The sequence below is a fragment of the Herbidospora sp. NBRC 101105 genome (assembly GCF_030269205.1).
Lineage (GTDB): Bacteria > Actinomycetota > Actinomycetes > Streptosporangiales > Streptosporangiaceae > Herbidospora > Herbidospora solisilvae.
On record NZ_BSSX01000007.1, the window covers coordinates 555,627 to 577,308 of the forward strand.

18 protein-coding genes are annotated in these 21,682 nt (G+C 69.9%); 10 read left to right on the forward strand and 8 right to left on the reverse strand.

The genetic code is table 11. The features are described from left to right. Positions 1–31: 31 nt before the first annotated feature. On the forward strand, positions 32–1,825 hold the full coding sequence (locus tag QSK34_RS29325; RefSeq protein ID WP_285588707.1) for a dynamin family protein: 1,794 nt from the start codon (positions 32–34) through the stop codon (positions 1,823–1,825). Beyond that, positions 1,822–3,447 carry a GTPase family protein gene (locus tag QSK34_RS29330; RefSeq protein WP_285588709.1) on the forward strand — a complete coding sequence of 542 codons (1,626 nt, stop codon included), beginning with the start codon at positions 1,822–1,824 and terminating at the stop codon, positions 3,445–3,447. The genes QSK34_RS29325 and QSK34_RS29330 overlap by 4 nt, the downstream gene beginning before the upstream one ends. A 374-nt stretch (positions 3,448–3,821) precedes the next feature. Here the strand turns inward: QSK34_RS29330 and ssb are convergent, their stop codons facing one another. Further along, positions 3,822–4,355, reverse strand: a complete 534-nt coding sequence (gene ssb / locus QSK34_RS29335) for a single-stranded DNA-binding protein (RefSeq protein WP_285588712.1) — start codon at positions 4,353–4,355, stop codon at positions 3,822–3,824. A gap of 704 nt (positions 4,356–5,059) precedes the next feature. On the opposite strand from ssb, the gene QSK34_RS29340 reads away from it, so the two are divergent. Next, positions 5,060–6,280, forward strand: coding sequence for a GGDEF domain-containing protein (locus tag QSK34_RS29340; RefSeq protein WP_285588713.1), 1,221 nt, complete (start codon positions 5,060–5,062; stop codon positions 6,278–6,280). A gap of 21 nt (positions 6,281–6,301) precedes the next feature. Next, positions 6,302–7,966 carry an energy-dependent translational throttle protein EttA gene (ettA, locus tag QSK34_RS29345; RefSeq protein WP_030456753.1) on the forward strand — a complete coding sequence of 555 codons (1,665 nt, stop codon included), beginning with the start codon at positions 6,302–6,304 and terminating at the stop codon, positions 7,964–7,966. Between the two features lie 124 nt (positions 7,967–8,090). Here ettA and QSK34_RS29350 read toward each other — a convergent pair whose 3' ends face one another. Next, complete coding sequence (locus QSK34_RS29350) at positions 8,091–9,569, reverse strand: DUF1996 domain-containing protein (RefSeq protein ID WP_285588716.1); 1,479 nt, start codon at positions 9,567–9,569, stop codon at positions 8,091–8,093. A 147-nt stretch (positions 9,570–9,716) separates the two neighbouring features. Here QSK34_RS29350 and QSK34_RS29355 point away from each other — a divergent pair, with 147 nt between their 5' ends. Continuing rightward, positions 9,717–10,367 carry an HAD family hydrolase gene (locus QSK34_RS29355; RefSeq protein WP_285588718.1) on the forward strand — a complete coding sequence of 217 codons (651 nt, stop codon included), beginning with the start codon at positions 9,717–9,719 and terminating at the stop codon, positions 10,365–10,367. Positions 10,368–10,452: 85 nt separating this feature from the next. Here the strand turns inward: QSK34_RS29355 and QSK34_RS29360 are convergent, their stop codons facing one another. The 5 genes from QSK34_RS29360 to QSK34_RS29380 all read right to left on the reverse strand — a co-directional run bounded on the left by QSK34_RS29360 (position 10,453) and on the right by QSK34_RS29380 (position 14,664). Next, positions 10,453–10,848: a hypothetical protein gene (locus tag QSK34_RS29360; protein ID WP_285588719.1), complete on the reverse strand. Its 396-nt coding sequence runs from the start codon at positions 10,846–10,848 to the stop codon at positions 10,453–10,455. Positions 10,849–11,081: 233 nt separating this feature from the next. After that, complete coding sequence (locus QSK34_RS29365) at positions 11,082–12,575, reverse strand: glycoside hydrolase family 13 protein (protein WP_285588722.1); 1,494 nt, start codon at positions 12,573–12,575, stop codon at positions 11,082–11,084. A gap of 1 nt (position 12,576) precedes the next feature. After that, positions 12,577–12,954 carry a globin gene (locus QSK34_RS29370; RefSeq protein WP_062354566.1) on the reverse strand — a complete coding sequence of 126 codons (378 nt, stop codon included), beginning with the start codon at positions 12,952–12,954 and terminating at the stop codon, positions 12,577–12,579. 34 nt (positions 12,955–12,988) lie between these two features. Continuing rightward, on the reverse strand, positions 12,989–13,876 hold the full coding sequence (locus QSK34_RS29375; RefSeq protein WP_285588726.1) for a mechanosensitive ion channel family protein: 888 nt from the start codon (positions 13,874–13,876) through the stop codon (positions 12,989–12,991). Between the two features lie 527 nt (positions 13,877–14,403). Next, positions 14,404–14,664: a hypothetical protein gene (locus tag QSK34_RS29380; protein WP_030456760.1), complete on the reverse strand. Its 261-nt coding sequence runs from the start codon at positions 14,662–14,664 to the stop codon at positions 14,404–14,406. 315 nt (positions 14,665–14,979) lie between these two features. Between QSK34_RS29380 and QSK34_RS29385 the strand changes: the two genes are divergently transcribed. The 4 genes from QSK34_RS29385 (at position 14,980) to QSK34_RS29400 (ending at position 20,318) form a co-directional block, all read left to right on the forward strand. Then, positions 14,980–16,563: a tetratricopeptide repeat protein gene (locus tag QSK34_RS29385; protein ID WP_285588729.1), complete on the forward strand. Its 1,584-nt coding sequence runs from the start codon at positions 14,980–14,982 to the stop codon at positions 16,561–16,563. Beyond that, the gene (locus tag QSK34_RS29390; RefSeq protein WP_285588730.1) at positions 16,560–17,066 is read left to right on the forward strand and encodes a GNAT family N-acetyltransferase; all 507 of its coding nucleotides are present in this window, start codon (positions 16,560–16,562) and stop codon (positions 17,064–17,066) included. Before QSK34_RS29385 ends, QSK34_RS29390 begins: the two co-directional genes overlap by 4 nt. Before the next feature lie 217 nt (positions 17,067–17,283). Further along, positions 17,284–19,155: a tetratricopeptide repeat protein gene (locus tag QSK34_RS29395; RefSeq protein ID WP_285588732.1), complete on the forward strand. Its 1,872-nt coding sequence runs from the start codon at positions 17,284–17,286 to the stop codon at positions 19,153–19,155. Further along, positions 19,152–20,318 (forward strand): MFS transporter, encoded by a 1,167-nt coding sequence (locus tag QSK34_RS29400; RefSeq protein WP_285588734.1) that lies wholly within the window; start codon positions 19,152–19,154, stop codon positions 20,316–20,318. The genes QSK34_RS29395 and QSK34_RS29400 overlap by 4 nt, the downstream gene beginning before the upstream one ends. On the opposite strand, the gene QSK34_RS29405 is transcribed toward QSK34_RS29400, so the two are convergent. Beyond that, positions 20,299–20,736: an NUDIX hydrolase gene (locus tag QSK34_RS29405; RefSeq protein WP_285588736.1), complete on the reverse strand. Its 438-nt coding sequence runs from the start codon at positions 20,734–20,736 to the stop codon at positions 20,299–20,301. The two genes, QSK34_RS29400 and QSK34_RS29405, sit on opposite strands and share 20 nt — an antisense overlap. 81 nt (positions 20,737–20,817) lie before the next feature. Here QSK34_RS29405 and purU point away from each other — a divergent pair, with 81 nt between their 5' ends. Then, positions 20,818–21,666 (forward strand): formyltetrahydrofolate deformylase, encoded by an 849-nt coding sequence (gene purU / locus QSK34_RS29410; protein ID WP_161482147.1) that lies wholly within the window; start codon positions 20,818–20,820, stop codon positions 21,664–21,666. Positions 21,667–21,682 lie beyond the last annotated feature (16 nt).

Sequence of the window (21,682 nt, forward strand, 5' to 3'; positions counted from 1 at the left end):
ACCGCGGTCCGAACCCGCAGACGAGGCCGCCATGCCCGAGGAAGAACCCGAGTCGCCCGGCGAGCAGACACTGAACTTCCGGGCGATCAGAGACGACGAGCCCCCCGATGAGGCGGCTCCAGACGAAGACCAGAACGAGGACGACGACCTCTACGAAGAGGAGTTCGCCCTCCCGGAACAGGTGTCGGGCGCCCTCACCGACGCCCTCAGCCAGCTCCGCGAGGCCGTCACCGGCCTCCACCTCGGCCTCGACGTGCCCGGCGCCGACGAGGCCCGCAAGTCCCAGGCGGCCGTGCTCGCCCAGCTCGACGACTACGTCATCCCCCGCGTCCACATGAGCACCGCCCCCGCCCTGATCGTCGTCGCCGGATCGACGGGGGCCGGGAAGTCCACCCTGGTCAACACCCTCGCCGCGCAGACCGTCAGCGCCACCGGCGTCCGCCGCCCCACCACCGGCACCCCCGTCCTGGTCTGCAACCCGGCCGACGAACGCTGGTTCACCAAGGGCACGCTGCTGCGCGGCCTCAACCGCGTCCCGGAACCCGGGGAGGGCCCGGGCGCCGACTCGATCGTGGTCACCTCCACCAAGTGGCTGCCCCAGGGCGTCGCCCTGCTCGACACCCCCGACATCGACTCGGTCGTCGAGGAACACCACGACATCGCCCACCGCATGCTCGACGCCGCCGACCTGTGGGTCTTCGTCACCAGCGCGGCCCGCTACGCCGACGCCCCCTCGTGGGGCCTGCTCAAACTCGCCAAGGAACGCGGCGCCCGCCTGGTGATCGTCCTGTCCCGCGTCCCGGTGCGCTCCCGCGAGGTCGTGGCCAAACACTTCACCCGCATGCTCGACGAATACGGCCTCGGCGAGGTGGAGCGCTTCATCGTCAACGAGACCACCGTCACCGACGGCCGCCTCCCCGACGAGGAGGTGGCCGACCTGCGCATGTGGTTGTCGGAGTTGTCGGTCGACGAGCAGCGCCGGGCCCTGGCCGTCCAGGCGACCCTGAACGGCGTGCTCAACAGCTTCCGCGCCCGCGTCCCCGCGCTGGCCCGCCACCTGGAGACCCAGGTGGCCCTGCGGGCCGACCTGCGCTCGGACATCGACGCGGCGTTCTCCGGAGCCCTGGCCGAGATCGAGGAGTCGACCCGCGACGGCTCGTTGCTGCGCGGTGAGGTGCTGGCCCGCTGGCAGGACTTCGCCGGCTCCGGCGACCTGATGCGCACCCTCCAGATCCGCCGGGCCAAGAACCACGGCCCCGAACGCCTCGGCGCCCTGCGCGACGCCCTGCGCAGCGGCCTCGAATCGGTCATCAGCACGGCCGTGCACCGTGCCTCGGAAGAGGTCGTCACCCGCTGGCGCCAGCGCGCCGGAGCGGGCGACCGCCTGGCCGCCCTGCCCGGCCTGGGCCGCCCGGCCGACGACGTCGACCGCCGCACCGCCCGCATGGTCGCCTCGTGGCAGGACCACGTGACCGAGCTGGTCCGCACCGAGGGCGTCACGAAGCGCTCTGTCGCCCGCCTGGTCTCCTTCGACGTCGAGTCGCTCGCCCTGATTTTCACCGTCGGCCTGCTCGGCTACGGCACCGGCGACGCCCCCGGAGGCAACGGAGCCCTCCCGCAGCGGCTCCTGCGCGGCCTGCTCGGCGCCGAGTCGCTGCGCAGCATCAGCGCCAAGGCCCGCTCCGACCTGCGCGCCCGCGTCGGTTTACTGTTCGACGACGAGACGCTGCGCTACGTCGACGCCCTCGACGGAGCCGGGATCCCCGACGAGTCCGCGGCCACCCGGCTCTACCAGGCCACCTACAACCTCGAGGTCGCCCGATGACGATCACCGCCGAGCCGAGGCACGGCCTCGGCACGCGGCTGGCCGCCCTGACCAGGGTGGTCGATCTCGGCCAGGGCCGCGAAGACCCCGACCTGCTGACCGAGGCGACCCAGCTCATCATCCGGGCCGGCAACCGTCTCAAACTGTCCTCCGACCACACCGTCGTGGCCCTGGCGGGCGGCACGGGCAGCGGCAAGTCGTCCCTGTTCAACGCCATCTCGGGCCTCGACCTGTCACCCACGGGCGTCCGGCGTCCCACCACGGCCCGCACCCACGCGTGCGTGTGGGGTTTGGAGGGCGCCGCCCCCCTGCTCGACTGGCTCCAGATCCAGTGGCGCCACCGCTTCTCCCGGGCCAGCGCCCTCGACAAGGACGACGGCCAGCTCAACGGCCTGATCCTGCTCGACCTCCCCGACCACGACTCGATCCGCGCCCTGACCGACACCGAGGCCGACCGCCTCATCACGTCGGCCGACCTGATCGTCTGGGTCCTCGACCCCCAGAAGTACGCCGACGCCTCCACCCACCGCCGCTACGTGACCGAACTCGCCGGCCACGACGCCGTGACGGTCTTCGCCCTCAACCAGGCCGACCGCCTGACCCCGGAGGAGGTCGAGGAGTGCCTGACCGACCTCCGCGACCTGCTGGCCCGCGAGGGCGTCGACAACCCCCGCGTGGTCGCCACCTCGGCCGTGACGGGCGGCGGCGTCGACGACCTGCGGGCGGAGCTGGCCGAGTCGGTCAGCGCCCGCCGGGCCGGCTACCTGCGCCTGGAGGCCGACCTCGACCGCCTGATGCTCCGCCTGGCCAAGGACATGCCGGCCATGCTCAAGGTCGACCCCACGGTCGACCCCGCCCGCCGGGCCGGCCTGACCGACGCCCTGTGCGACGCCGTCGGCGCCTCCGCCGTGGGCGAGGCCCTGGAGAACGTCTACGGAACCCGCTCGATCGACTGGGTCGGCTGGCCGTGGGGCCGCTGGGCCTCCCGGTTCCGCGGCGACCCCCTGAAGCACCTCAAGCTCGGCGACGTGAAAGACGAGATCCGCACCCTGGTCTCCGACTCCGTCCACGCCCAGCCGGCCGAGGTGGACAACGCCGTCCAGGCCCTGTCCGACGGCCTGACCCAGGGCATGCCCGAACCCTGGCAGGACGCGGTCCGCGACGCGGCCCGCTCACGGTCGGGCCAGCTCCCCAAGGTCCTGACCGACGAACTGGCCGAGATCGCGCCGCCCCTGGACCGGGTGCCGGGCTGGTGGCGGCTGGCGAAGGTGTGGCAACTCCTCCTCGTGCTCCTGTTCGTGGCGGGCCTCGGCCTGATCGGCTCGATCGTGGCCTACGGGGTCCTGAAGGTCGGCGAGCCCCCGGCGGAACTGCTGGGTGACGTGGCGGCGCTGCCGTGGGTGGTCCTGATGATGGTCAGCGTGCTGGGAGTGGGCCTCCTGTCGGCCGTCGCGAGCCGCAACTTCGTGGTGATGGCCGCCGGGAAGGAACGCGACCGGCTGGAGAGGGACATGCGCCGCCGCGTGGCGGGCGTGGCCCAGGACCTGGTGATCGAACCGGTCGAACGCGAACTGACCCGCTACAACGACTACTTCGCGGCCCTGGACACCTCCCGGCGATGAAACCCGCCTCTTCGAGGCAACCGAACCAGAAGGTGACACCGAAGCCGTTCGCTGCTCTTTGGCCGGACCGTTGCCGATGCCGACCCGGCCCAAGCACGCCCACGTGCCGTGATCGTGGGCGATTCGGCCAAGGCGCGACCACATGCCGTGAGGGTGGGCGGCTCGGCCAAGGCGCGACCACATGCCGTGAGGGTGGGCGGCTCGGCCAAGGCGCGACCACGTGACATGAGCCCGCTCGCGTGGGCGGTTCGCCCCGAGTACACCACCTTCCGTGAGCCTGCCCGTCGTGGGCGGCTCGGTCGGCGCCCCGACGGGCCGGCCCGCTCCGGGGGAGTGAGCGGACCGGCCCTCGACGGTGGTAGGGCCGTCGATCGTCAGGCGGCGGCCGGGACCGCCTCGTCGGGCCATGACTCGGTCTCCTCGGCCGGGTCGTCCTGGCCCGCGCCGCCCTCCAGGACCCGCAGGCCGGGAGTGTTGAGTTCCCAGTCGCGGGTGTCGTCCTCCATCGCACGCAGGTCGTCGTCGGTCATGGAACCGCGGGAGGCGCCCCGGGCCGGACGTTCGAAGCTGGAGATGCCCCACTTCAGGTCGTGGCCGACGGAGGTCGCCTCCACCTCCACCCAGAAGCGCTGCTCTCCCTCACGCTCGAACTGCTTGACCCGGAGCTTGCCGACCACCACGACCGGGTGCCCCCGCCGGACCGACTGGGCGACGTGGTCGGCCAGCCCCCGGTAGGACCTGACGGTGTAGAAGGTCGTCTCGCCGTCGCGCCAGGTCTGCGTCTGGCGGTCGAGGACCCGGCGGTCGACGGCCACCCGCATGGAGGTGGCGCGGGACCCGTCGCCGAACGTGAACTGCTTGGGGTCGTCGGTGACGTTTCCGGTCAGCGTCACGTAGATCTCGCTCATTGCTCTCTGTCCTCCGTCTGCCCGGACCCTCGCCGGGCACGGGCACCACAGTGGCCCGTCTTCAACCCCGCCGGCGGGCGTGGATCCGCGGCTGTGGATAACCCGGAGGCGAGCGAAGCGCCTGTGGACAAGCGAGGCTCGGCGAAACCGCCGAACACACCAAAAACCAGACCTGGCGCTTCTCGGCCAGATCTGGTTGGTGATCGTCAGGCCCCCGAAAAAGTTGGGGGACCTGATTCGCCGTCCCGGCCGGGGAGAGCCGGAGGCGGTCATCTAGTGGCTGGACATCTCGGGAACCGTCGCTGATGCGCGATGGAGGGGGCATCGGCCGTGCGCGGCCGATATCCCGCACGCTGTTTCACCAGCGTGGGGAGGACGGCCGATGGCGACTAAACGTGTCGCTGCGAGAGCACCAGACTGGTCAGGTCCAGACAACGCCCCGAGCCATGGCTGCTCCTTTCCGCGCGCGGCCCGCTCCGGGTGAGCGGTCAACCTCCGTGCCGGCCATCGGATCGTGATGGCCACCTCGCCCAAGGTAGCGGTTCCCGTCGCGCGTCGCACACTCCGCAACTATTGTGTTACACATCGTGAGACGCTGCGTTCAGCGGATGAGAAGGCGTTTGGGGGAGCGGATGACAGCGCCAAGTCAGACCTCGGCCAAACCAATCGGGGGGCCACCGTCGCGGGCGGGCCGCTGGCCTTTGATGGCACAGCGACGCCCGTTGGTCGGCTATCTCTTTCTGATCGTCACCATCGATCTCGTCGCGATCGTCGGGTTGTCGCTGGTGACCGTGCCGTCGGTCGGCGATCTGCTGGTCTTCTGCTCGCTGATGGCCTGTGGCGCCGTGTGCATCGAGGCGACCCGGCGGCTCGGCATGCCCGCCGGGGTGTCGCGCGACCTGCTCTCGGCCTGGTGGTTGCCGGTGGCGTTGCTGCTGCCGCCGGTCTACGCGCTGCTGGCGCCCATTCCGCTGCAGATCCTCCTGCAGCTCCGGGTGCGGGCCACCGTCGTCTACCGGCGGGTGGTCACGTCGGCGGCCATCGGGCTGGCGGCGGGGGCCGCCTCGCTGGTGTTCCACTCGCAGGTCGACGACCCCGCCCGGCTGACCGAGGGCGTGGGATGGCCGATCGTGCTGGCCGTCGGCTGCGCGGCGCTGTTCACGATCCTCAACACCGCCCTGATCGCGGTCGCCGCGCACACCGCCGATCCCGACGTCCGCTGGCGCGACGTGTTGTGGGATCGGGAGAGCCTGCTGCTCGACGCCGTCGAGTTGTGCCTCGGGCTGATCGTCGCGATCATGTGCGGGCTCAACCTGCTGCTCCTGGTGCTCGCGCTGCCGCCGGTCATGCTGCTGCAGCGCAGCCTGATGCACGCCCAGTTGCAAGCCGCCGCCCGCACCGACCCGAAGACCGGGTTGCTGAACGCCGCCGCCTGGCAGCGCGAGGCCGACACGGAGATCGTCCGGGCCCACCGCACGGGCGAGATGCTGGCGCTGCTGATCGTCGACATCGACCACTTCAAGCGGGTGAACGACACCTACGGCCACCTCGTCGGCGACCAGGTGCTCATCGGGGTGGCCGCCACGCTGCGCAGCCAGCTGCGCGACTACGACGTGGTCGGGCGGTTCGGCGGCGAGGAGTTCGTGGTGCTGCTGCCGCGCGCCGACCTGGCCGAGGCGCGCCGGGTGGCCGAGCGGCTGCGCAGCCGGGTCGGGCGCATGGCGGTGCCCGCCGACGACGCCATGATCACGGTCACCATCTCGCTCGGCGTCGCGATCATGAACGTGCACGGGCATGATCTCATCGAGCTGTTGGCCGCCGCCGACCTGGCGCTTTACCGTGCCAAGGAGCTCGGGCGCGACCGGGTCTGCCTGCCGGCGCAGCAGATGCCGCCACCCGGCGGCAAGCCAGCAACCGCGTGCTGAGTTGCCACTAAGCTTGACGTCATGGCCGAGTACATCTACACGTTGCAGCGCGTGCGCAAAGCACACGGCGACAAGGTGATCCTTGACGACGTCACGCTGTCCTTCCTGCCCGGAGCGAAGATCGGGGTGCTTGGCCCGAACGGAACGGGCAAGTCCACCCTGCTGCGCATGATGGCCGGTCTCGAGCCGACCTCCAACGGCGAGGCCCGCCTGATGCCCGGTTACACCGTGGGCATGCTGCAGCAGGAGCCGCCGCTCAACGAGTCCAAGACCGTTCTCGGGAACGTCGAGGAGGGCGTCGCCGAGACCAAGGCGATGCTCGACCGCTTCAACGCCATCGCCGAGCAGATGGCCACCGACTACAGCGACGCGCTGCTCGAAGAGATGGGCAAGCTGCAGGACGAGCTCGACCACCGCAACGCGTGGGACCTCGACGCCCAGCTCGAACAGGCGATGGACGCACTGCGCTGCCCGCCCCCCGACGCCGACGTGACCACCCTCTCCGGTGGTGAGCGCCGCCGCGTCGCGCTGTGCAAGCTCCTCCTCGAGCAGCCCGACCTGCTGCTCCTCGACGAGCCCACCAACCACCTCGACGCCGAGAGTGTCAACTGGTTGGAGTCCCACCTGGAGAAGTACCCCGGCACCGTCCTGGCCGTCACCCACGACCGCTACTTCCTCGACAACGTGGCGACCTGGATCCTGGAGCTCGACCGCGGCCGCTGCTTCCCCTACGAGGGCAACTACTCGACCTACCTCGAGGCCAAGGCCGCCCGTCTGAAGGTCGAGGGCCAGAAAGACGCCAAGCGCAAGAAGCGCCTGGAAGAAGAGCTCCAATGGGTCCGGTCGAACGCCCGCGCCCGCCAGACCAAGAGCAAGGCCCGTCTCCAGCGCTACGAGGAGATGGCCGCCGAGGCCGACAAGTTCCGCAAGCTCGACTTCGAGGAGATCCAGATCCCGCCGGGCCCGCGTCTGGGCACGACGGTCATCCGCGCCGAACACCTGACCAAGGGCTTCGAAGACCGCGTCCTGATGGACGACCTGACGTTCGACCTGCCGCGTAACGGCATCGTCGGCATCATCGGCCCCAACGGCGTCGGCAAGACGACCCTGTTCCGCATGATCACCGGCAGCGAGACCCCCGACAAGGGCGGGATCGTCATCGGCGATACCGTGAAGATCTCCTACGCCGACCAGTCGCGCGGGGGCATCGACCCGAACAAGAACGTGTGGGAGGTCGTGTCCGACGGGCTCGACTTCATCAAGGTCGGCAACGTCGAGATGCCGTCCCGCGCCTACATCGCGGCGTTCGGGTTCAAGGGGCCCGACCAGCAGAAGAAGGCCGGGGTGCTGTCGGGCGGCGAGCGCAACCGGCTCAACCTGGCGCTGACCCTCAAGCAGGGCGGCAACGTGCTGCTGCTCGACGAGCCGACCAACGACCTCGACACCGAGACGCTGTCGTCGCTGGAGAACGCGCTGCTCGACTTCCCGGGCTGCGCCGTGATCACCTCCCACGACCGGTGGTTCCTCGACCGCATCGCGACCCACATCCTGGCCTGGGAAGAGGGTTCGAACTGGTTCTGGTTCGAGGGCAACTTCGCCGACTACGAGAAGAACAAGATCGAGCGCATGGGCGCCGAGGCGGCCCGTCCCCACCGCGTGACCTACCGGAAGCTCACCCGCGACTGACGTCCGCGACGACGAAAGGCCACCCGCGATCATCGCGGGTGGCCTTTCTCATGTGGCGGAAAAGCACCGTGCCGGCGCCCCGCGGTAGCGGGGACACCGGCACGGGTGTCTCAACAGGAAAGGGCTACTTCTTCCAGCCCGGCGTGACGCCGCACTTGGCCTTCTGGTTGATGCAGATCTTCACGAGCGCGCTGAGGGTGTCCTGCTTCCAGGCGTTCATGAAGTCACCGTGGATCGACGACGCCATGCCCGACGACAGGGCGAGGCCGTCGCCGCCGAGGGAGTCGTAGCCGAGCATCATCGAGATGTTCGGGACGGCGACCGGGTACTTGCCGGTGCAGGTGCCGTTGACGGCGGGACCCATGTGCGACTTGTGGTCGGGGGAGTCGATGTGCTTGCCGTCCCAGCAGTCCTGGAAGGTGAGCTGGTAGATCAGGTTTCCGCCCGGGGCGCAGACGGGCCAGTTGCCGTCGGCGCTGCGGCCGGTCTCGGCGCTGCCGGCGCACCAGAACTGGCCGGAGGCACCCTTGGGGGTCGCGACCTGACGCTTGGCGTCACCCTGGACCACCCGCAGGCCCGGCGGGAACGGCTTGACCTCGGACGGGTCCTTGAGGCGCGAGCCGTAGTAGGCGCGGAAGTTCTTCATCGCGACCGGCTTGCCGTTCTTCAGCAGCGTCGGCGCCCAGTAGGCGCTGTTGTCGCCGGGGGCGTCACAGGTCGTGGTGCTCTTGAGCAGGTCCTCGGTCGTGGTCTTCGCGGAGACCTTCGGGCCGAAGAAGGTGTGCAGGTGCGAGGCGCCGACCAGGCCGGGCAGGACGATCGGGTCGTCTGCGGCCTCGTTGGCCACCGTGCAGTTGGTGTGGAACTCGGGCACCCGGACGATGTTGGCGGGAACCGTCTCGAACGGGATCTTTTCGTACGCGTCCAGCGTCCGCTTCCAGGCGGCCTCGTCCACGGGCACCCAGCCGGCGGCCGGGGTGGTGGGGTTGGTCGTCGGGTTGCTGGTCGGGGTGGTGCTGGGCGTCGGCTTCGTCGGCGTGGCGGTCGGGGTCGGCTGCGGGTTGGTGCCGCCGCCGGCGCCGAAGACCTGGAACTCCCAGAGGGAGACGCCGTACTGGCTGGAGCGCTTGGTGGCGTACAGGCGGACGAAACGGCCGGTCGTGGACAGGTCGATCGTCTGGACGCCGCCCTTGTTCGTGGTGGTGTTGTACACCGTCTTCCACGGGCCGCTGCTGGAGGCGGCGGTCTGGATCTGGAAGGCCGTGGCGTAGGCGCGCTCCCAGTTGATGACGATCTTGTCGATGGCGGTGGACGCGCCGAGGTCGACGGCGAGCCACTGCGGGTCGCTGAACTTGCTGGACCAGCGGGTGCCGGTCTTCCCGTCGAAAGCGGCCGCGGGCGACAGGTCACCGCGCTCCGACGACGAGGCGATGGCGGTACGGCCCTGAGAGACGGGCGCTTCGGCTGCGATGGCCGGGGAGGTGACGCTCACCACGGAGGTGCCCAGGAGGCCGACGAGGGCACCGGCCAGCGCCAGGCTGCGGACCTGACGTGCACCGGACTGGCGTCCGGCTCGGATGCCGCGCGAGGCGGGTGTGCTCATGGTGGATGAAGTCCTTGTCCTGTTGAGGAGACGTGGAGGGGGCGCTCACTACGCGCCGCCACCTAGGAGACCCGCAGGTCGCAGGGGGATAACAAAAACCTGTGAGAAGCCGCGAAGTTTTTTCCCGGACAGGGAACGACCTGTCGAGTGAGAGTGATCACCTTCGACGGCGACGAGACGTTGTGGGACTTCCAGGGGGCGATGCGGCGGGCCCTCTCCCTGGCGGCGGGACTCTTCGACCCGCCGGTCACGGCGGAGTGGCTGAGCCGGGTCCGCGACGACGTGGCGGCCCGGCCCGAGTTCGCCGGCGCGCCGATGGAGGACATCCGCCGGACGGCCTTCGCCGAGTGCGCCCGGCTGACGGGCGCGCCCGAGGACTTCGCCGATCGGGTGCACGCCGCATACATGCGCGCCCGGCACGCCGGGGTGACGCTCTACCCCGACACGCTGCCGTGCCTGCGGGAACTGCGGTCGAAGGGCCACCGGCTGGCGTTGATCACCAACGGGAACTCCCGCCCCGACCTGGTGGGGGTGGCGGAGTTCCTGGCCTGTACGGTCGTCGCGGCGGAATGCGGGCATCGCAAGCCCGACCCGGAGATCTACCGCTACGCGGCGTCCCGGCTGGGCGTGCCGCCGGGGGAGTGCGTCCACGTGGGCGACCATCCGGTCGAAGACGTGGACGCGTCGGCGGAAGCGGGCATGCGCGCCGTCTGGCTCGACCGCGTGAGAGGCCTGGAGAGACCAAGGCGAGCCTGGCTAAGGATCGACAGCCTCGCGGAGCTTCCCGGCCTCCTGTGATCCTCTGGGGCCCTCACCGCGCGCGGGGATCACTCCGGACGACAGATCAAACACGCGGCGCGCACGCCCGGTGCGAAAGCGGGCCTCAATCAGATGACAGGGCGAATGGATCTTCGGGTAAGGCGCAGCCGTAGTCCTGCAACGGCGTGAGATCGCCGAGCATGATCTGCTGGACCTCGCCCGCCGGGGACAGGCCGTCGGGGCGGTCCAAGACACGGTGGCCCGGAGCCGCGCCACCGTAGCCGACCGGCGTCTCCGGCGCGTCGGCCGCGAGCCGTCCGAGCCGGTCGAGGAGGATGCCGACCGCGTCATACACATCCGCGACGCTGTCAGCGGCGACCTCTTCGCTGGCGCCGGGGTGGAGATCGCGGTATGCCGCCCGCGCCGCCGCCATGAAACGCGCCGGATCCACGACCACGACGTCTCGGCGCGTCCGGACACTGATCGTCATGCCTTCTCGCAACAACCTCTGCTCGTCCACCGTCCGAGTCTGGCGAGATCCCGGTTTTCGGTCCAGGCGTGGACGCCCGGTCCGCGCCGTCCCTCTCCGGGTGGAGTTTTTTCCTCCTGAGTGAAAGGCGGCGGGAGAAGAGAACGGGTGGAAATCTTTACTCCTCAGAACACCCCAAGACCGGCCGCATCCGAAGGAACAGTGTGGTGCCCAATGCGATGGCCGTCCGACGCCGGAGGCCGACCGCGGCGCCGTCTGCCGTCTCAGGCCAGCAACCAGGCTCCGCCGTCGGCCGGCAGCAGGTCGTCGATCAATGGTGTCGTCGCCAACACCAGCTCTTTGTGCTCCGGCAAAGGAACCGCGACGTCGCCGCAGTTCACCACGCAGATCACCGACCCCCGCCGGAAGAACAGCGTGTCGGGAGGCCCGGCCAGCCACTCGATCTCGTCGCCGGACATGATCCGCTTCCGCCACGCCAGCGCCGCCTTGTAGAAGGACAACGTCGAAGCAGGGTCGCCGGCCTGTCGCTCGGCGCTCAGCAGCGCCCAGCTCGACGGCTGGGGCAGCCACGGCTCGCCCGTGCCGAACCCGTAAGGACTGGCGGACCCCGACCACGGCAGCGGAACCCGGCATCCGTCGCGCCCCGGCAGTTCCCCGTTCGTCTGGAAGAAGGTGGGGTCCTGTCGCTTGTCCGGAGGAATTTCCTGTACCTCGGGGAGGCCGAGTTCCTCCCCCTGGTAGAGGTAAGCCGACCCGGGAAGGGCCAGCATGGCCAGGAGCGCGGCTTTCGCCCGGTCTATCCCGCCCGACGGCGTCAGGGAGCCCTCCCCATACCGCGTCACATGCCGGACCACGTCGTGGTTCGACAACACCCACGTCGGCGCCGCGATCTCGGTCAGGGTCTTGTCGATCACCGTGCGGAACGCGTCGGCCGACCACGGAGCCTTCAGCCAGGCGAAGTTGAAGCTCTGGTGGAGTTCGTCCGGACGTACATAAAGAGCGAGGTCCTCCGGAGTGTCGGTCCAGACCTCGCCGACGAAGGCACGCTCGCCGGGGTAGGTGTCGATGAGCGCCCGCCACTCCCGGTAGACCCCGTGGACCTCGGGGCGGCTCGACATCGGGCTGCCGGACACGAAGCCGGCGGTGGTGTCGGGCAGGTCTTCGGCCTTGTAGAGGCCGTTGGCGACGTCGATGCGGAAGCCGTCGACGCCCCGGTCGAGCCAGAAGCGCAGCACGTCGAGGAACTCGGCGTGGACCTCGGGGTTGCGCCAGTTGAAGTCGGGTTGCTCCGGGGCGAACAGGTGGAGGTAGTAGGAGCCGTCGGCGACGCGGGTCCAGGCCGGGCCGCCGAACACCGACTGCCAGTTGTTGGTCTCGGTGCGGAACAGGTAGCGGTCGCGTTTGACGCCGCGCAGCGCCTCCTGGAACCAGGGATGCTCGATCGAGCTGTGGTTCGGGACGACGTCGATCATGACCCGCAGGCCCAGTTCGTGGGCCTTCGCCACGAGGGCGTCGAAGTCGGCGAGGGTGCCGAACGTCGGGTCGACGTCGCGGTAGTCGGCCACGTCGTATCCGCCGTCGGCCATCGGCGAGGTGTAGAAGGGCGTCAGCCAGACGGCGTCGACGCCGAGGTCGGCGAGGTAGGGGAGCCGGCTGGTCACCCCGGGGAGGTCGCCGACGCCGTCACCCGAGGCGTCGGCGAAGCTGCGGACGTAGATCTCGTAGACGACGGCGTCACGCCACCAGGGGGAGGTCATCTCATGCGTTTACCAGGCTGTGGGCGGCGTAAACCAGGTATTGCCACAGCTTGCTCTCCTGCTCGGCGGGGAGTTGGAGCTCGTTGACGGCGTCGCCCATGTGCTTCAGCCAGGCGTCGCGCTCGGCCTCGCCGATCACGAACGGGGCGTGGCGCATGCGCAGCCGGGGGTGGCCGCGCTCCTGGCTGTAGGTGTTGGGGCCACCCCAGTACTGCTTGAGGAACATCCGCAGCCGGTCTTCGGCCCCCTCGAAGTCGTCTTCGGGGTAGAGGGGTTTGAGCACCGGGTCTTCACGGACGCCTTCGTAGAACCGCCTCACCAGCCGGTCGAAGGTCTCCTCGCCGCCGACGAGGTCGTAAAACGTCTGCTCGCTGCTCACCTTCTCAGGTTAAAACAGCTCCCGAGTGCCGGTGTCACGCGATCGTGGCGATGGCCAGGCCGCGCTCGTCGAAGGCCCTCTTGATGCGGGTACGCAGCTCCCGCGCCACCTCGTGCTGCTTGCCCGGGGCGGTCTTGGCGACGACGCGGAAGACGATGGCCGTGCCGGAGATCTGCTCCATGCCGAAGACCTGGGGCTCCTCGACGATGATGCTGTCGCGGTAGGCCTGGTCCTCCCACATCTCGGTCGTCACCTTCACGAGGATGTCGCGGGTCTGGGCCACGTCGGAGTCGTAGGCGACGGGGATGTCCACGAGGGCGCGCGACCAGCCCTGCGACTCGTTGGCGACGCGGGTGATGGTGCCGTTGCGGACGTACCAGACCTTGCCGTCGGCGTCGCGGAGCCGCGTTATGCGCAGGCTGACCGCCTCGACGGTGCCCGTGGTGACGCCGACGTCGACCACGTCGCCGACGCCGTACTGGTCTTCCATCAGCATGAACATGCCGGCGATGAAGTCCTTGACCAGTTCCTGGGCGCCGAACCCTATGGCGACGCCCAGGATGCCGACGCTGGTCAGCAGGGGCGCCAGGTCGAGGCCGAGGCGGGAGATGATCATCAGCAGGGCGGTGCCGAGGATCACTATCGAGGTGACGTGCCGCAGAACCGAGCCCAGGGTCTCCGACCGCTGGCGACGGCGTTCGGCGAGGATCGCGTCGAGGCCCTCCTGCGGGCCGCCGAAGCGGGACCGCAGCCGCTCCGGCATGGACACGGAGGAGGCGCGGGTGGAGATGCGCTTGATCAGACGGTGCACGATCGCCCGCAGGATGACGGCGACCACCAGGATCAGCACGATCGCGATGCTCGCGCTGAGCAGGCCCGCGACGATCTTCGCCCAGTCCGCGTTCCCTATCAGGCCGCTCACCAGATTGCAGATCCCGAAGTCGTCACTGCTGCACAGCGCGTTCGCCGCCGCCTTCGGGTCTATGAGGCCACTCGGAGTGGGACTGGGGGTGGGAGACGGGGAAGGGCTCGGGGAGAGCAGGAACACGGAGTGGATCCCCCTCGGATCGGCTCGGTCGGATTCGGGCAGGCCTGCACCCATATTGCCGATCGAACCGGCTGTCGTCACATTCACGCCGGGGGACGTGAGCACCGTCTCACCGGGCCGCGGAGGGCGGCGGGACCGGTGCTCCTGTGGCGGTCAGCGGGGCGGAGACGCGCACCCGGAAGCGTGTCTCGTGCCTTTCTCCGAGAGGGGGATCCCCCCCAATGCCACCCGCGCCGGCGGGTGGCAGATCAGGGAAAACCGTGGTGTTCGGAGCCGGCGGGCCGGCCACAACGTCCCCTCGGGAACGTTCCGCACCGGGCCGCCCGCCGGCTCCGTGAGGCCGCGGCGGTGACGCCGGGCTCAGGGTGACTGCGCTTCACCCGGCCCGTCGCCGTTTCGATCTACTCGCCCACCGCGGCGAGCACACGGGCGACCTTCGTGGCGGCTCCGGCCGGATCATCGGCTCGATGCATCCGCTCCCCCCAGGACCACCAGTAGTCGGCCGACTTGCAGACGACGTTCTCGGTGAGACTCGTCGCCTTCGGGTTGATCACTCGCACGAAGGCCCGACCCGATTGGGTGGTTACGACCCGTGCGAGGAGTCCCCGCGAGTCGAGCTCCGAAGCGAGCCGCTCCAGATGCCCGAAATCGTCCTCCCCCACCGTTCGTCCTCCTCCTCCCGCGATCCGAACCCTGTGTTCGTTGCCGGTTGGCCCAAGATGACTCACCGGGCCGGATGGGTCAACGAGGCCATAAGTAGGCGTTGGATGCGGTTAACACCAAGTGGGTTGAAGAATGTCGCCCGCCGGTGGACGATCCTCTATCAGCACGTTCTATTGCAGGTCCGGGCCACACCAAATCTGGTCCATTATTTCTCCTGGGCGTAGTGCAACCCCGAGGTTACGCTGTGTCAACGAAATGTGGACCGGTCGGGACATGTGGACGGCGCGTACGGCCGGCCACGGAGAGGGGCCGGTATGTCCGGCAGGCAGCACAAGGAAACGGAGACCGCCCGGCGGGTGCGGGCCAGGGGCCTGGCCGCGGGGCGGAGTCTGGCGAGCATCGCTGAGGAGATCTTCGAAGCGTGCTCGGTTCAGTTCGGTACGTCCCGGATCAAATGCCACCGCCTCTCGCACGGCATAGCACTCGCCGACGTCATCGAACAGGTACGCGCTCTCTTCGAGCGAGACGGCAAGAACCCTCCGGGGATCGGGGAGACCCTCCTGTCGGCGTACGAGTCCGGGCTCAAACGGCCCGGGCCCGAATACCTCCACTACCTGTGCACCGTCTACCGGGTTGAACCGGTCGCCCTCGGATACGAGGGCCCGTGCATCTGTGGCCATGGCCACCGCATGCCGGGCGTCGTACGCGGCGGCGACCCACAAGAGGCAAGACCCGACGTTTCCCCGATCCCGCGCGAGCTGCTGCTCCAACCGGACAGCGGTGACACCGCGCAGGGCGGGGGCGAGGAGGACGAGAACGTGCTACGGAGGACGCTGCTGAAGCTCCTCGCCGGTGGAGCCGGAGGATCGGCCATCGGGCTCGACGCCCCGGTCCTGGCTGCCACGGAGAACATCCGGCGCAAGCTGGACGAGGTCATGGTGTCGGCCACGGTTTCCCCGGCGATGCTCGACCAGTGGGAAGAGGCCACCATCGGCTTCGGCAGGCAGTACATGAACACCCCGCCCTTACGCTTGCTCTGCGACGTGCTCTTGGAGCTGTCCGCGGTGCGCAAGGCGCTGGAGCGGCGTCAGCCGGTCGACCTGCAGGAGCGGTTATGCCGCCAGGCGGCCCAGTTATCCGGCCTGACCGGCATGATCCTGATCGACCTGGGCGACCACCGTCTCGCCCGGACCTACTTCCGCACCGGCCGCACCGCCGCCGACGAGACCGGCGACCGCGCGTTGCGGGCGTGGGTGACGGCCCGCGAATCCCTGGTGCCGCTCTACTACGGCGACCCGCGTGAGGCCCTGACCCTCGCGAAGAAGAGCCGCGACCTGGCGGGGCAGACCCCGTGCGCGGCCAAGACGATGGCCCCCGTCGTGGAGGCCCGCGCGCTGGCGATGCTCGCCGGGGCGACCGGGCAGAAGAAGGACGTCGTCGAGCAGGCCAAGCGGGCCCTGTCGCGGGCACGGGCGGCCTTCGCCCAGATGGTGCCCTCGGAGCAGGAGGACGCCGCGTTCGGCTACACCGAGCGGCAGCTCTACTTCTATCAGGGCGACGTCCTGGTGAAGCTGGGCGAGACGCTGGAGGCCGACGTGGTCCTGGAACAGGCCCTCGGCCAGTACGCCGGCGAGCCGCTCGACCAGACCCTCATCCGCATCGACCTGGCCATGTGCCGGCTGCTCGAAGGAGACCCCGAAGAGGCGGTCAAGCAGGGCCTCGACGCCCTTCACCGCATCGAGTACATTCACCGGACGGAATTGGTCATGGGCCGTGTCAACGACCTCATCAAGGCGATCGTCACCAAGAACGGCGAGGGTGTGCCCGGCCTTGAGGCCCTGAAGGCGGAGGCGCTGCTCCGCGCGCCGATAGAGTTCACGCCGATGGGCAACGCGTGACGGCCCCTTTGCGGGTGCGCCGCTACCGCTGGTCGGATCTCGACGAGGTGTGGGCGATGCACCAGGCCGGTCTGGCACAGGTCGGGCTGACCCCCGGCGACGGCATCTACTACGACGACGACTTCCCCCGCATCCAGGAGGTCTATCTCGACGACCGGGGAGAGTTCCTGGTCGGCGAGGTGCCCGGTGGGCGGCTGGCCGCCATGGGCGCGCTGCGGCGGGTCGACGACGAGACGGCCGAGATGTGCCGCCTGCGCGTCCACCCCGATTTCCAGCGGCGCGGCTACGGCGCGCTGATCCTGGAGACCCTGGAGGAGCGGGCCCGCGAGCTCGGCTACTCCGTGCTGTGCGCCGACACCACGCTGCAGCAGAGCGCCGCGGTCGCGCTCTACCGGAAGTACGGCTGGCGCGAACTGCGCAGGGAGGAAAGAGGAGTTTCGGTTGTTCTTTATGTCGAGAAAGTCCTGACTTCTGCCCGTTCTTCGCTATTTCCCCCGAAATAGTCGGTCTCCACTATTGGCGAGACGCACATTCGTACTAATAATTGTGCGTTGTTGCCCAAAGTGGGGAACCCTTTAGCGGGGAAAGAGGCACGATGAAGAAGATCATTGTCCGTAAGCCCGGCACGGTGAAACTCACCGGCACCGCGAGCGTCATCCACAAGGGGTGAGGCCGGGGCCTCGGCGGATCTGGGTTCGGGGAGATCTCTCTCGTGACCGTATGGCGGCGCTCCGCACTCTCGGGGCGCCACCGCTCTTCATGGCCGTCGTCAACGCGCATCGGCGGCTGCGCGGGCCCTACACGTTCGGTGGAGCTCTGCTCCGCGTACTCGTGACCGAGGCCTTGGAGCGTTCCCCCGGCCTAGCCGACCGATTCGACATCGAGATCGACGCCGTCCTCCCGGGATCGCGGGAGCGTGCTCCCGGGAGGCGGCGTCCGATCGACGCCACCCTGCCCGAAGACGAGCGCATCCTGGTCCCGGCGCCGCGCCGCACGCTGCGCCTGGCCAACGGGATCGCCGAGCTGGCCCTCGCGGTCATGCCCGAGGGCGTCTCGCTGGTGGCCGACAACGTCCACGAAGCCGACCCGACCGACCTGGAGCTGCTCGAGGTGCTGTCCCGGCGGCTGCCCGGCGTCACCGTGATCACGTTCGACACCTCGTCGGCGCCTGCCGACGTGATCGCCTCCGACGGGACCACCGACGACCCCGCCGCCTGGGCCGCCTACGAGGCCCTCGATCCGCGGGAGCGCACGAGCCGCCACGACCGCCGCGCCGCGGAGCTCGGACCGGCGGAGATGCTCGGCGCGCTGCCCTGGCACCTGGAGCGGGGGAGCGACCCGGCCGCCGCGGTGGAGGCGCTGTGGGCCGCCGTCGACCGCTGCGTCGGCGAGGGTTTCCTGCACGCCGTCGTGGACCTCGGGCGCCGGGGCCTGGCGCTCTCCGAACCGGGTTCGCCCGGCTGGTGGCGCTTCGCCCAGCGCACCGCGACCGCCCTCGGCGGCCTCGGCCGCCGCACAGAGGCCCTTGAGGTGTACGACCAGGCCCGCCGCACCAGCGTCGACCCCGCCGTGCACGCCGCCTCGGCCTACGGCACCGCCATGCTGGACGCCCGCCACCCCGACCCCGCCCAGCGCGACCTGGGCCGCGCCACCGCCTGGATCAACCAGGCCATCGCGATCTCCACGATCCTGCCCGACCCTCACGAACGCGCCTTCAAACTGGGCTTCGACCAGAACGGCAAGGCGCTCGTCGAACTGCGCCAGGGCCGCCTCGACGCCGCCCTCGACCTGGTCGAATCGGCCCTCACCCTGGCCGAGGAACTGCCCGTGGGGGCCCACCCGCTGCACCGCATGGTCCTGCACGCCAACCGCGCCCAGCTGCTGGCCACGATGGGGAACCCGAAGGAGGCCCTGCACGACCTCGACCGGGCCATCGCCTACGACCCCGCCGTCCCCGACCACTACCTCGACCGGGGCAACCTGCGGCTGCGCCTGGGCCAGACCGACGCCGCCCTGGCCGACTACGAGACGGCGATCGAGGTCAGCCCGCCCCTCCCGGAGGCCTTCTACAACCGCGGCGAACTCCGCCTCGGCCAGGGCGACCTGACGGGCGCGAAGGCCGACTTCGACCACGTCCTGGAGCTCGACCCCGGCTTCCTGAACGCCTACGTCAACCGAGCGGGCATCCTGGAGATGCTCGACGACCACGAGGCCGCGCGCGCCGACGTGCGGGCCGGCCTGGCCCTCGACCCGCGCAACCCCCACCTGCACGCCGTGCTCGGCCAGCTCGAAACCGCCCAGGGCGACCACCGGGCCGCGATGGCCGCCTTCGACGTGGCCCTCGAAGGCGCCCCCGGCCTGGCCTCGATCTGGGCCAACCGCGGCATCCTCCGGTACGAGACCGGCGACCCCGCCGGCGCGATAGCCGACCTCACGAGAGCCCTGGAACTCGACGAGGACGCCGCCGTCTACTTCAACCGCGCCGTCGCCCACCGCGCCCTGGGCCAGGAGGAGGCGGCCTTGGACGACCTCAGAAGGGCTCAGGACCTCGACCCGGCCGACCCCGACATCCGGCACGCCCTTGACGCATGATCCGTGACTACGTCCTGTTCTGGACGGGTTCGACGATCTCGTTCCTCGGCACCAGGGCGACCGCGATCGCCTACCCGCTGCTGGCCCTGGCCGTCCTGCACTCCCCGGTCGCCGCCGGCCTGATCGCCTCGGTCGGCATGATCCCCTACGTGGTGCTCTACCTGCCGGGAGGGGTGTACGTCGACCGCCGCGACGCCCGCACGCTGATGATCGCCGCCGAGACGGCCCGGCTGGCGACCGCATCGGCCATGGTCGCGGTGGTGCTCACCGGGAAACCCGGCTTCGCGCTGTTCGCCCTGGTCGCGTTCGCCGACGGGACCGCCGCGGTGATCTACTCGCTGGCCGAGGTCAACCTGCTGCGCGGCATCGTCGACCAGCCCAGGATCGCCGGCGCCCTGGCCGGGAACGAGGCCAGAACCAGCGTCGCCGGGCTGCTGGGCCGCCCGGTCGGCGGCCTCCTGTTCGGCCTCGGCCACGCCGTGCCGTTCGCGGCGGGGGCGGTCACGTCACTGGTGTCGATCGGCACCCTGGCCTCGCTACGGCCCGTGCCCCCCGGCCCGCGTACGGACAAGGCCCTGCTGACGGAGGTGGCCGAAGGCCTGCGCTGGCTCCTGCGCGACCGTTTCCTGCGCGCCACCACCACGTTGTCGGGCCTGGAGAACGTGGTCGCGCACGCCCTCTTCCTCGTCTACCTGGCCGTCATGCAGGACCGCGGCGTCACGGCGGCGGCCACCACCGTGGCCTTCGCGGCGACCGGCGCGGGCGGCCTGGCGGGCGCCGCCTGCGCCCAGTGGTTCTTCCGCCGGTACGGCTACCGCCTGTTCTCCCTCAGCCTGTGGGTGTGGGCGCTGGCGATGATCCCGCTGGTCTTCTGGCTCACCCCGGCGACCTTCGCGATCAGCTCGTTCACGATGACCTTCGCCGGGATCGTCGGCAACGTCGCCTGCGGCACCTACATGTTCACCGAGGTGCCCCCGGGCATGCTGGCCCGCGTGAAGTCGGTCGACATGCTCCTGGAGACCGCCGGCGTCGCCCTCGGGCCCCTGGCGGGCGGCCTGCTCATCGCCTCGCTGACCCCGTCGGCGGCCGTCGCGGTCCTCCTCGCCGGCACGCTGCTGATCGCCGCGGCCTCGCTCCCGACGCTCAGACCAGGCGGTCGATGACGTCTCTGAGGTTCGGCGGTTCCACCCGCTCGGGCAGCGTGTCGAGCGAGTCGGGCGTGTGCCAGGCGTGCCCCCGGTAGGTGCCGGTCTCCTCCACGGTGAAATCGGCACTGCCGACCTGCGGCGTGCCCGCGAACCGGGCCAGGAAGAACGGCTCGGTCTTCACGTAGTGCACGCCCAGCCAGTGGAAGTCGCGTTCCACCTGCACCCAGACGTCCTCGACCGCCTCGCCGGGCAGGCCGGTCTCCTCGGTCAGCTCGCGCCGGGCCGCCGACAGGGCCGACTCGCCCGGGTCGATGCCGCCGCCGGGCGGTTCCCAGAAGACCTCGTCGCTGACGTGGTCGTGCCAGCGGAGCAGCAGCACCCGCCCGTCGCCGTCGAGGCAGATGACGCGTGCGGCCGGTCTGGTCTCAGCCACAGTGCCGTCCCCCATTCGCCAGTGCCGGTCCGGGTATCATTCTCCGTCCGAGTCACCCCGTCGACTGAAGGTTTGCGGAATATGACCGCCGAATACGTGCTGACGCTTTCGTGCCCCGACCGCCCCGGAGTGGTCGCCGCCGTCTCGGGGCTGCTGGCCCGCCACGGCTGCAACATCACCGAAAGCCAGCAGTTCGGGGACCCCGTCTCCGAACGGTTCTTCATGCGCGTGCAGTTCACCGCCGCGACCGCCGCCGACGTGCTGCGCGGGGACTTCGCCGCCCTCGCCCCCGACTTCGGCATGGAACTCCAGCTCTTCGACCGGGCGGTGCTGCCGAGGGTGCTGGTGCTGGTCTCAAAGTTCGACCACTGCCTCAACGACCTGCTCTACCGGGTCAGGTCGAAGTCGCTCGGCATCGAGATCGTCGCGGTCGCCTCCAACCACCCTGACCTGCGTCCCCTCACCCAGTCACACGGCATCGACTACCACCACCTGCCCGTCACCCCGGCCACCAAGGAGCGCCAGGAGCAGGAGATCCTGACCCTGGTCGACCACTACCGCGCCGACCTGGTGGTGCTGGCCCGCTACATGCAGGTGCTCTCGGCCGACCTGTGCGGCAAGTTGTCGGGCCGGGTGATCAACATCCACCACTCGTTCCTGCCGTCGTTCAAGGGCTCGCGCCCCTACCACCAGGCCCACGCCCGCGGCGTGAAACTGATCGGCGCCACCGCCCACTACGTGACCGCCGACCTCGACGAGGGCCCGATCATCGAGCAGGAGGTCGCCCGGGTGAACCACACCCACTCTCCGGAAGACCTGGTGGCGATCGGCCGGGACCTCGAATGCCAGGCCCTCGCCCGGGCCGTCAAGTGGCACGCCGACCACCGCATCCTCCTCGATGGCCACAAGACGGTCATCTTCCCCCGCTAGGGGGTCGGGACCGCCC

What these genes read in the sequence shown, in the direction of transcription:
- QSK34_RS29325 (WP_285588707.1), top strand. Translation starts at nt 32, where the DNA reads ATGCCCGAGGAAGAACCCGAGTCGCCCGGCGAGCAGACACTGAACTTC.
- QSK34_RS29330 (WP_285588709.1), top strand. Translation starts at nt 1,822, where the DNA reads ATGACGATCACCGCCGAGCCGAGGCACGGCCTCGGCACGCGGCTGGCC.
- ssb (WP_285588712.1), bottom strand. Translation starts at nt 4,355, where the DNA reads ATGAGCGAGATCTACGTGACGCTGACCGGAAACGTCACCGACGACCCC.
- QSK34_RS29340 (WP_285588713.1), top strand. Translation starts at nt 5,060, where the DNA reads ATGGCACAGCGACGCCCGTTGGTCGGCTATCTCTTTCTGATCGTCACC.
- ettA (WP_030456753.1), top strand. Translation starts at nt 6,302, where the DNA reads ATGGCCGAGTACATCTACACGTTGCAGCGCGTGCGCAAAGCACACGGC.
- QSK34_RS29350 (WP_285588716.1), bottom strand. Translation starts at nt 9,569, where the DNA reads ATGAGCACACCCGCCTCGCGCGGCATCCGAGCCGGACGCCAGTCCGGT.
- QSK34_RS29365 (WP_285588722.1), bottom strand. Translation starts at nt 12,575, where the DNA reads ATGACCTCCCCCTGGTGGCGTGACGCCGTCGTCTACGAGATCTACGTC.
- QSK34_RS29385 (WP_285588729.1), top strand. Translation starts at nt 14,980, where the DNA reads ATGTCCGGCAGGCAGCACAAGGAAACGGAGACCGCCCGGCGGGTGCGG.
- QSK34_RS29395 (WP_285588732.1), top strand. Translation starts at nt 17,284, where the DNA reads ATGGCGGCGCTCCGCACTCTCGGGGCGCCACCGCTCTTCATGGCCGTC.
- QSK34_RS29400 (WP_285588734.1), top strand. Translation starts at nt 19,152, where the DNA reads ATGATCCGTGACTACGTCCTGTTCTGGACGGGTTCGACGATCTCGTTC.
- purU (WP_161482147.1), top strand. Translation starts at nt 20,818, where the DNA reads ATGACCGCCGAATACGTGCTGACGCTTTCGTGCCCCGACCGCCCCGGA.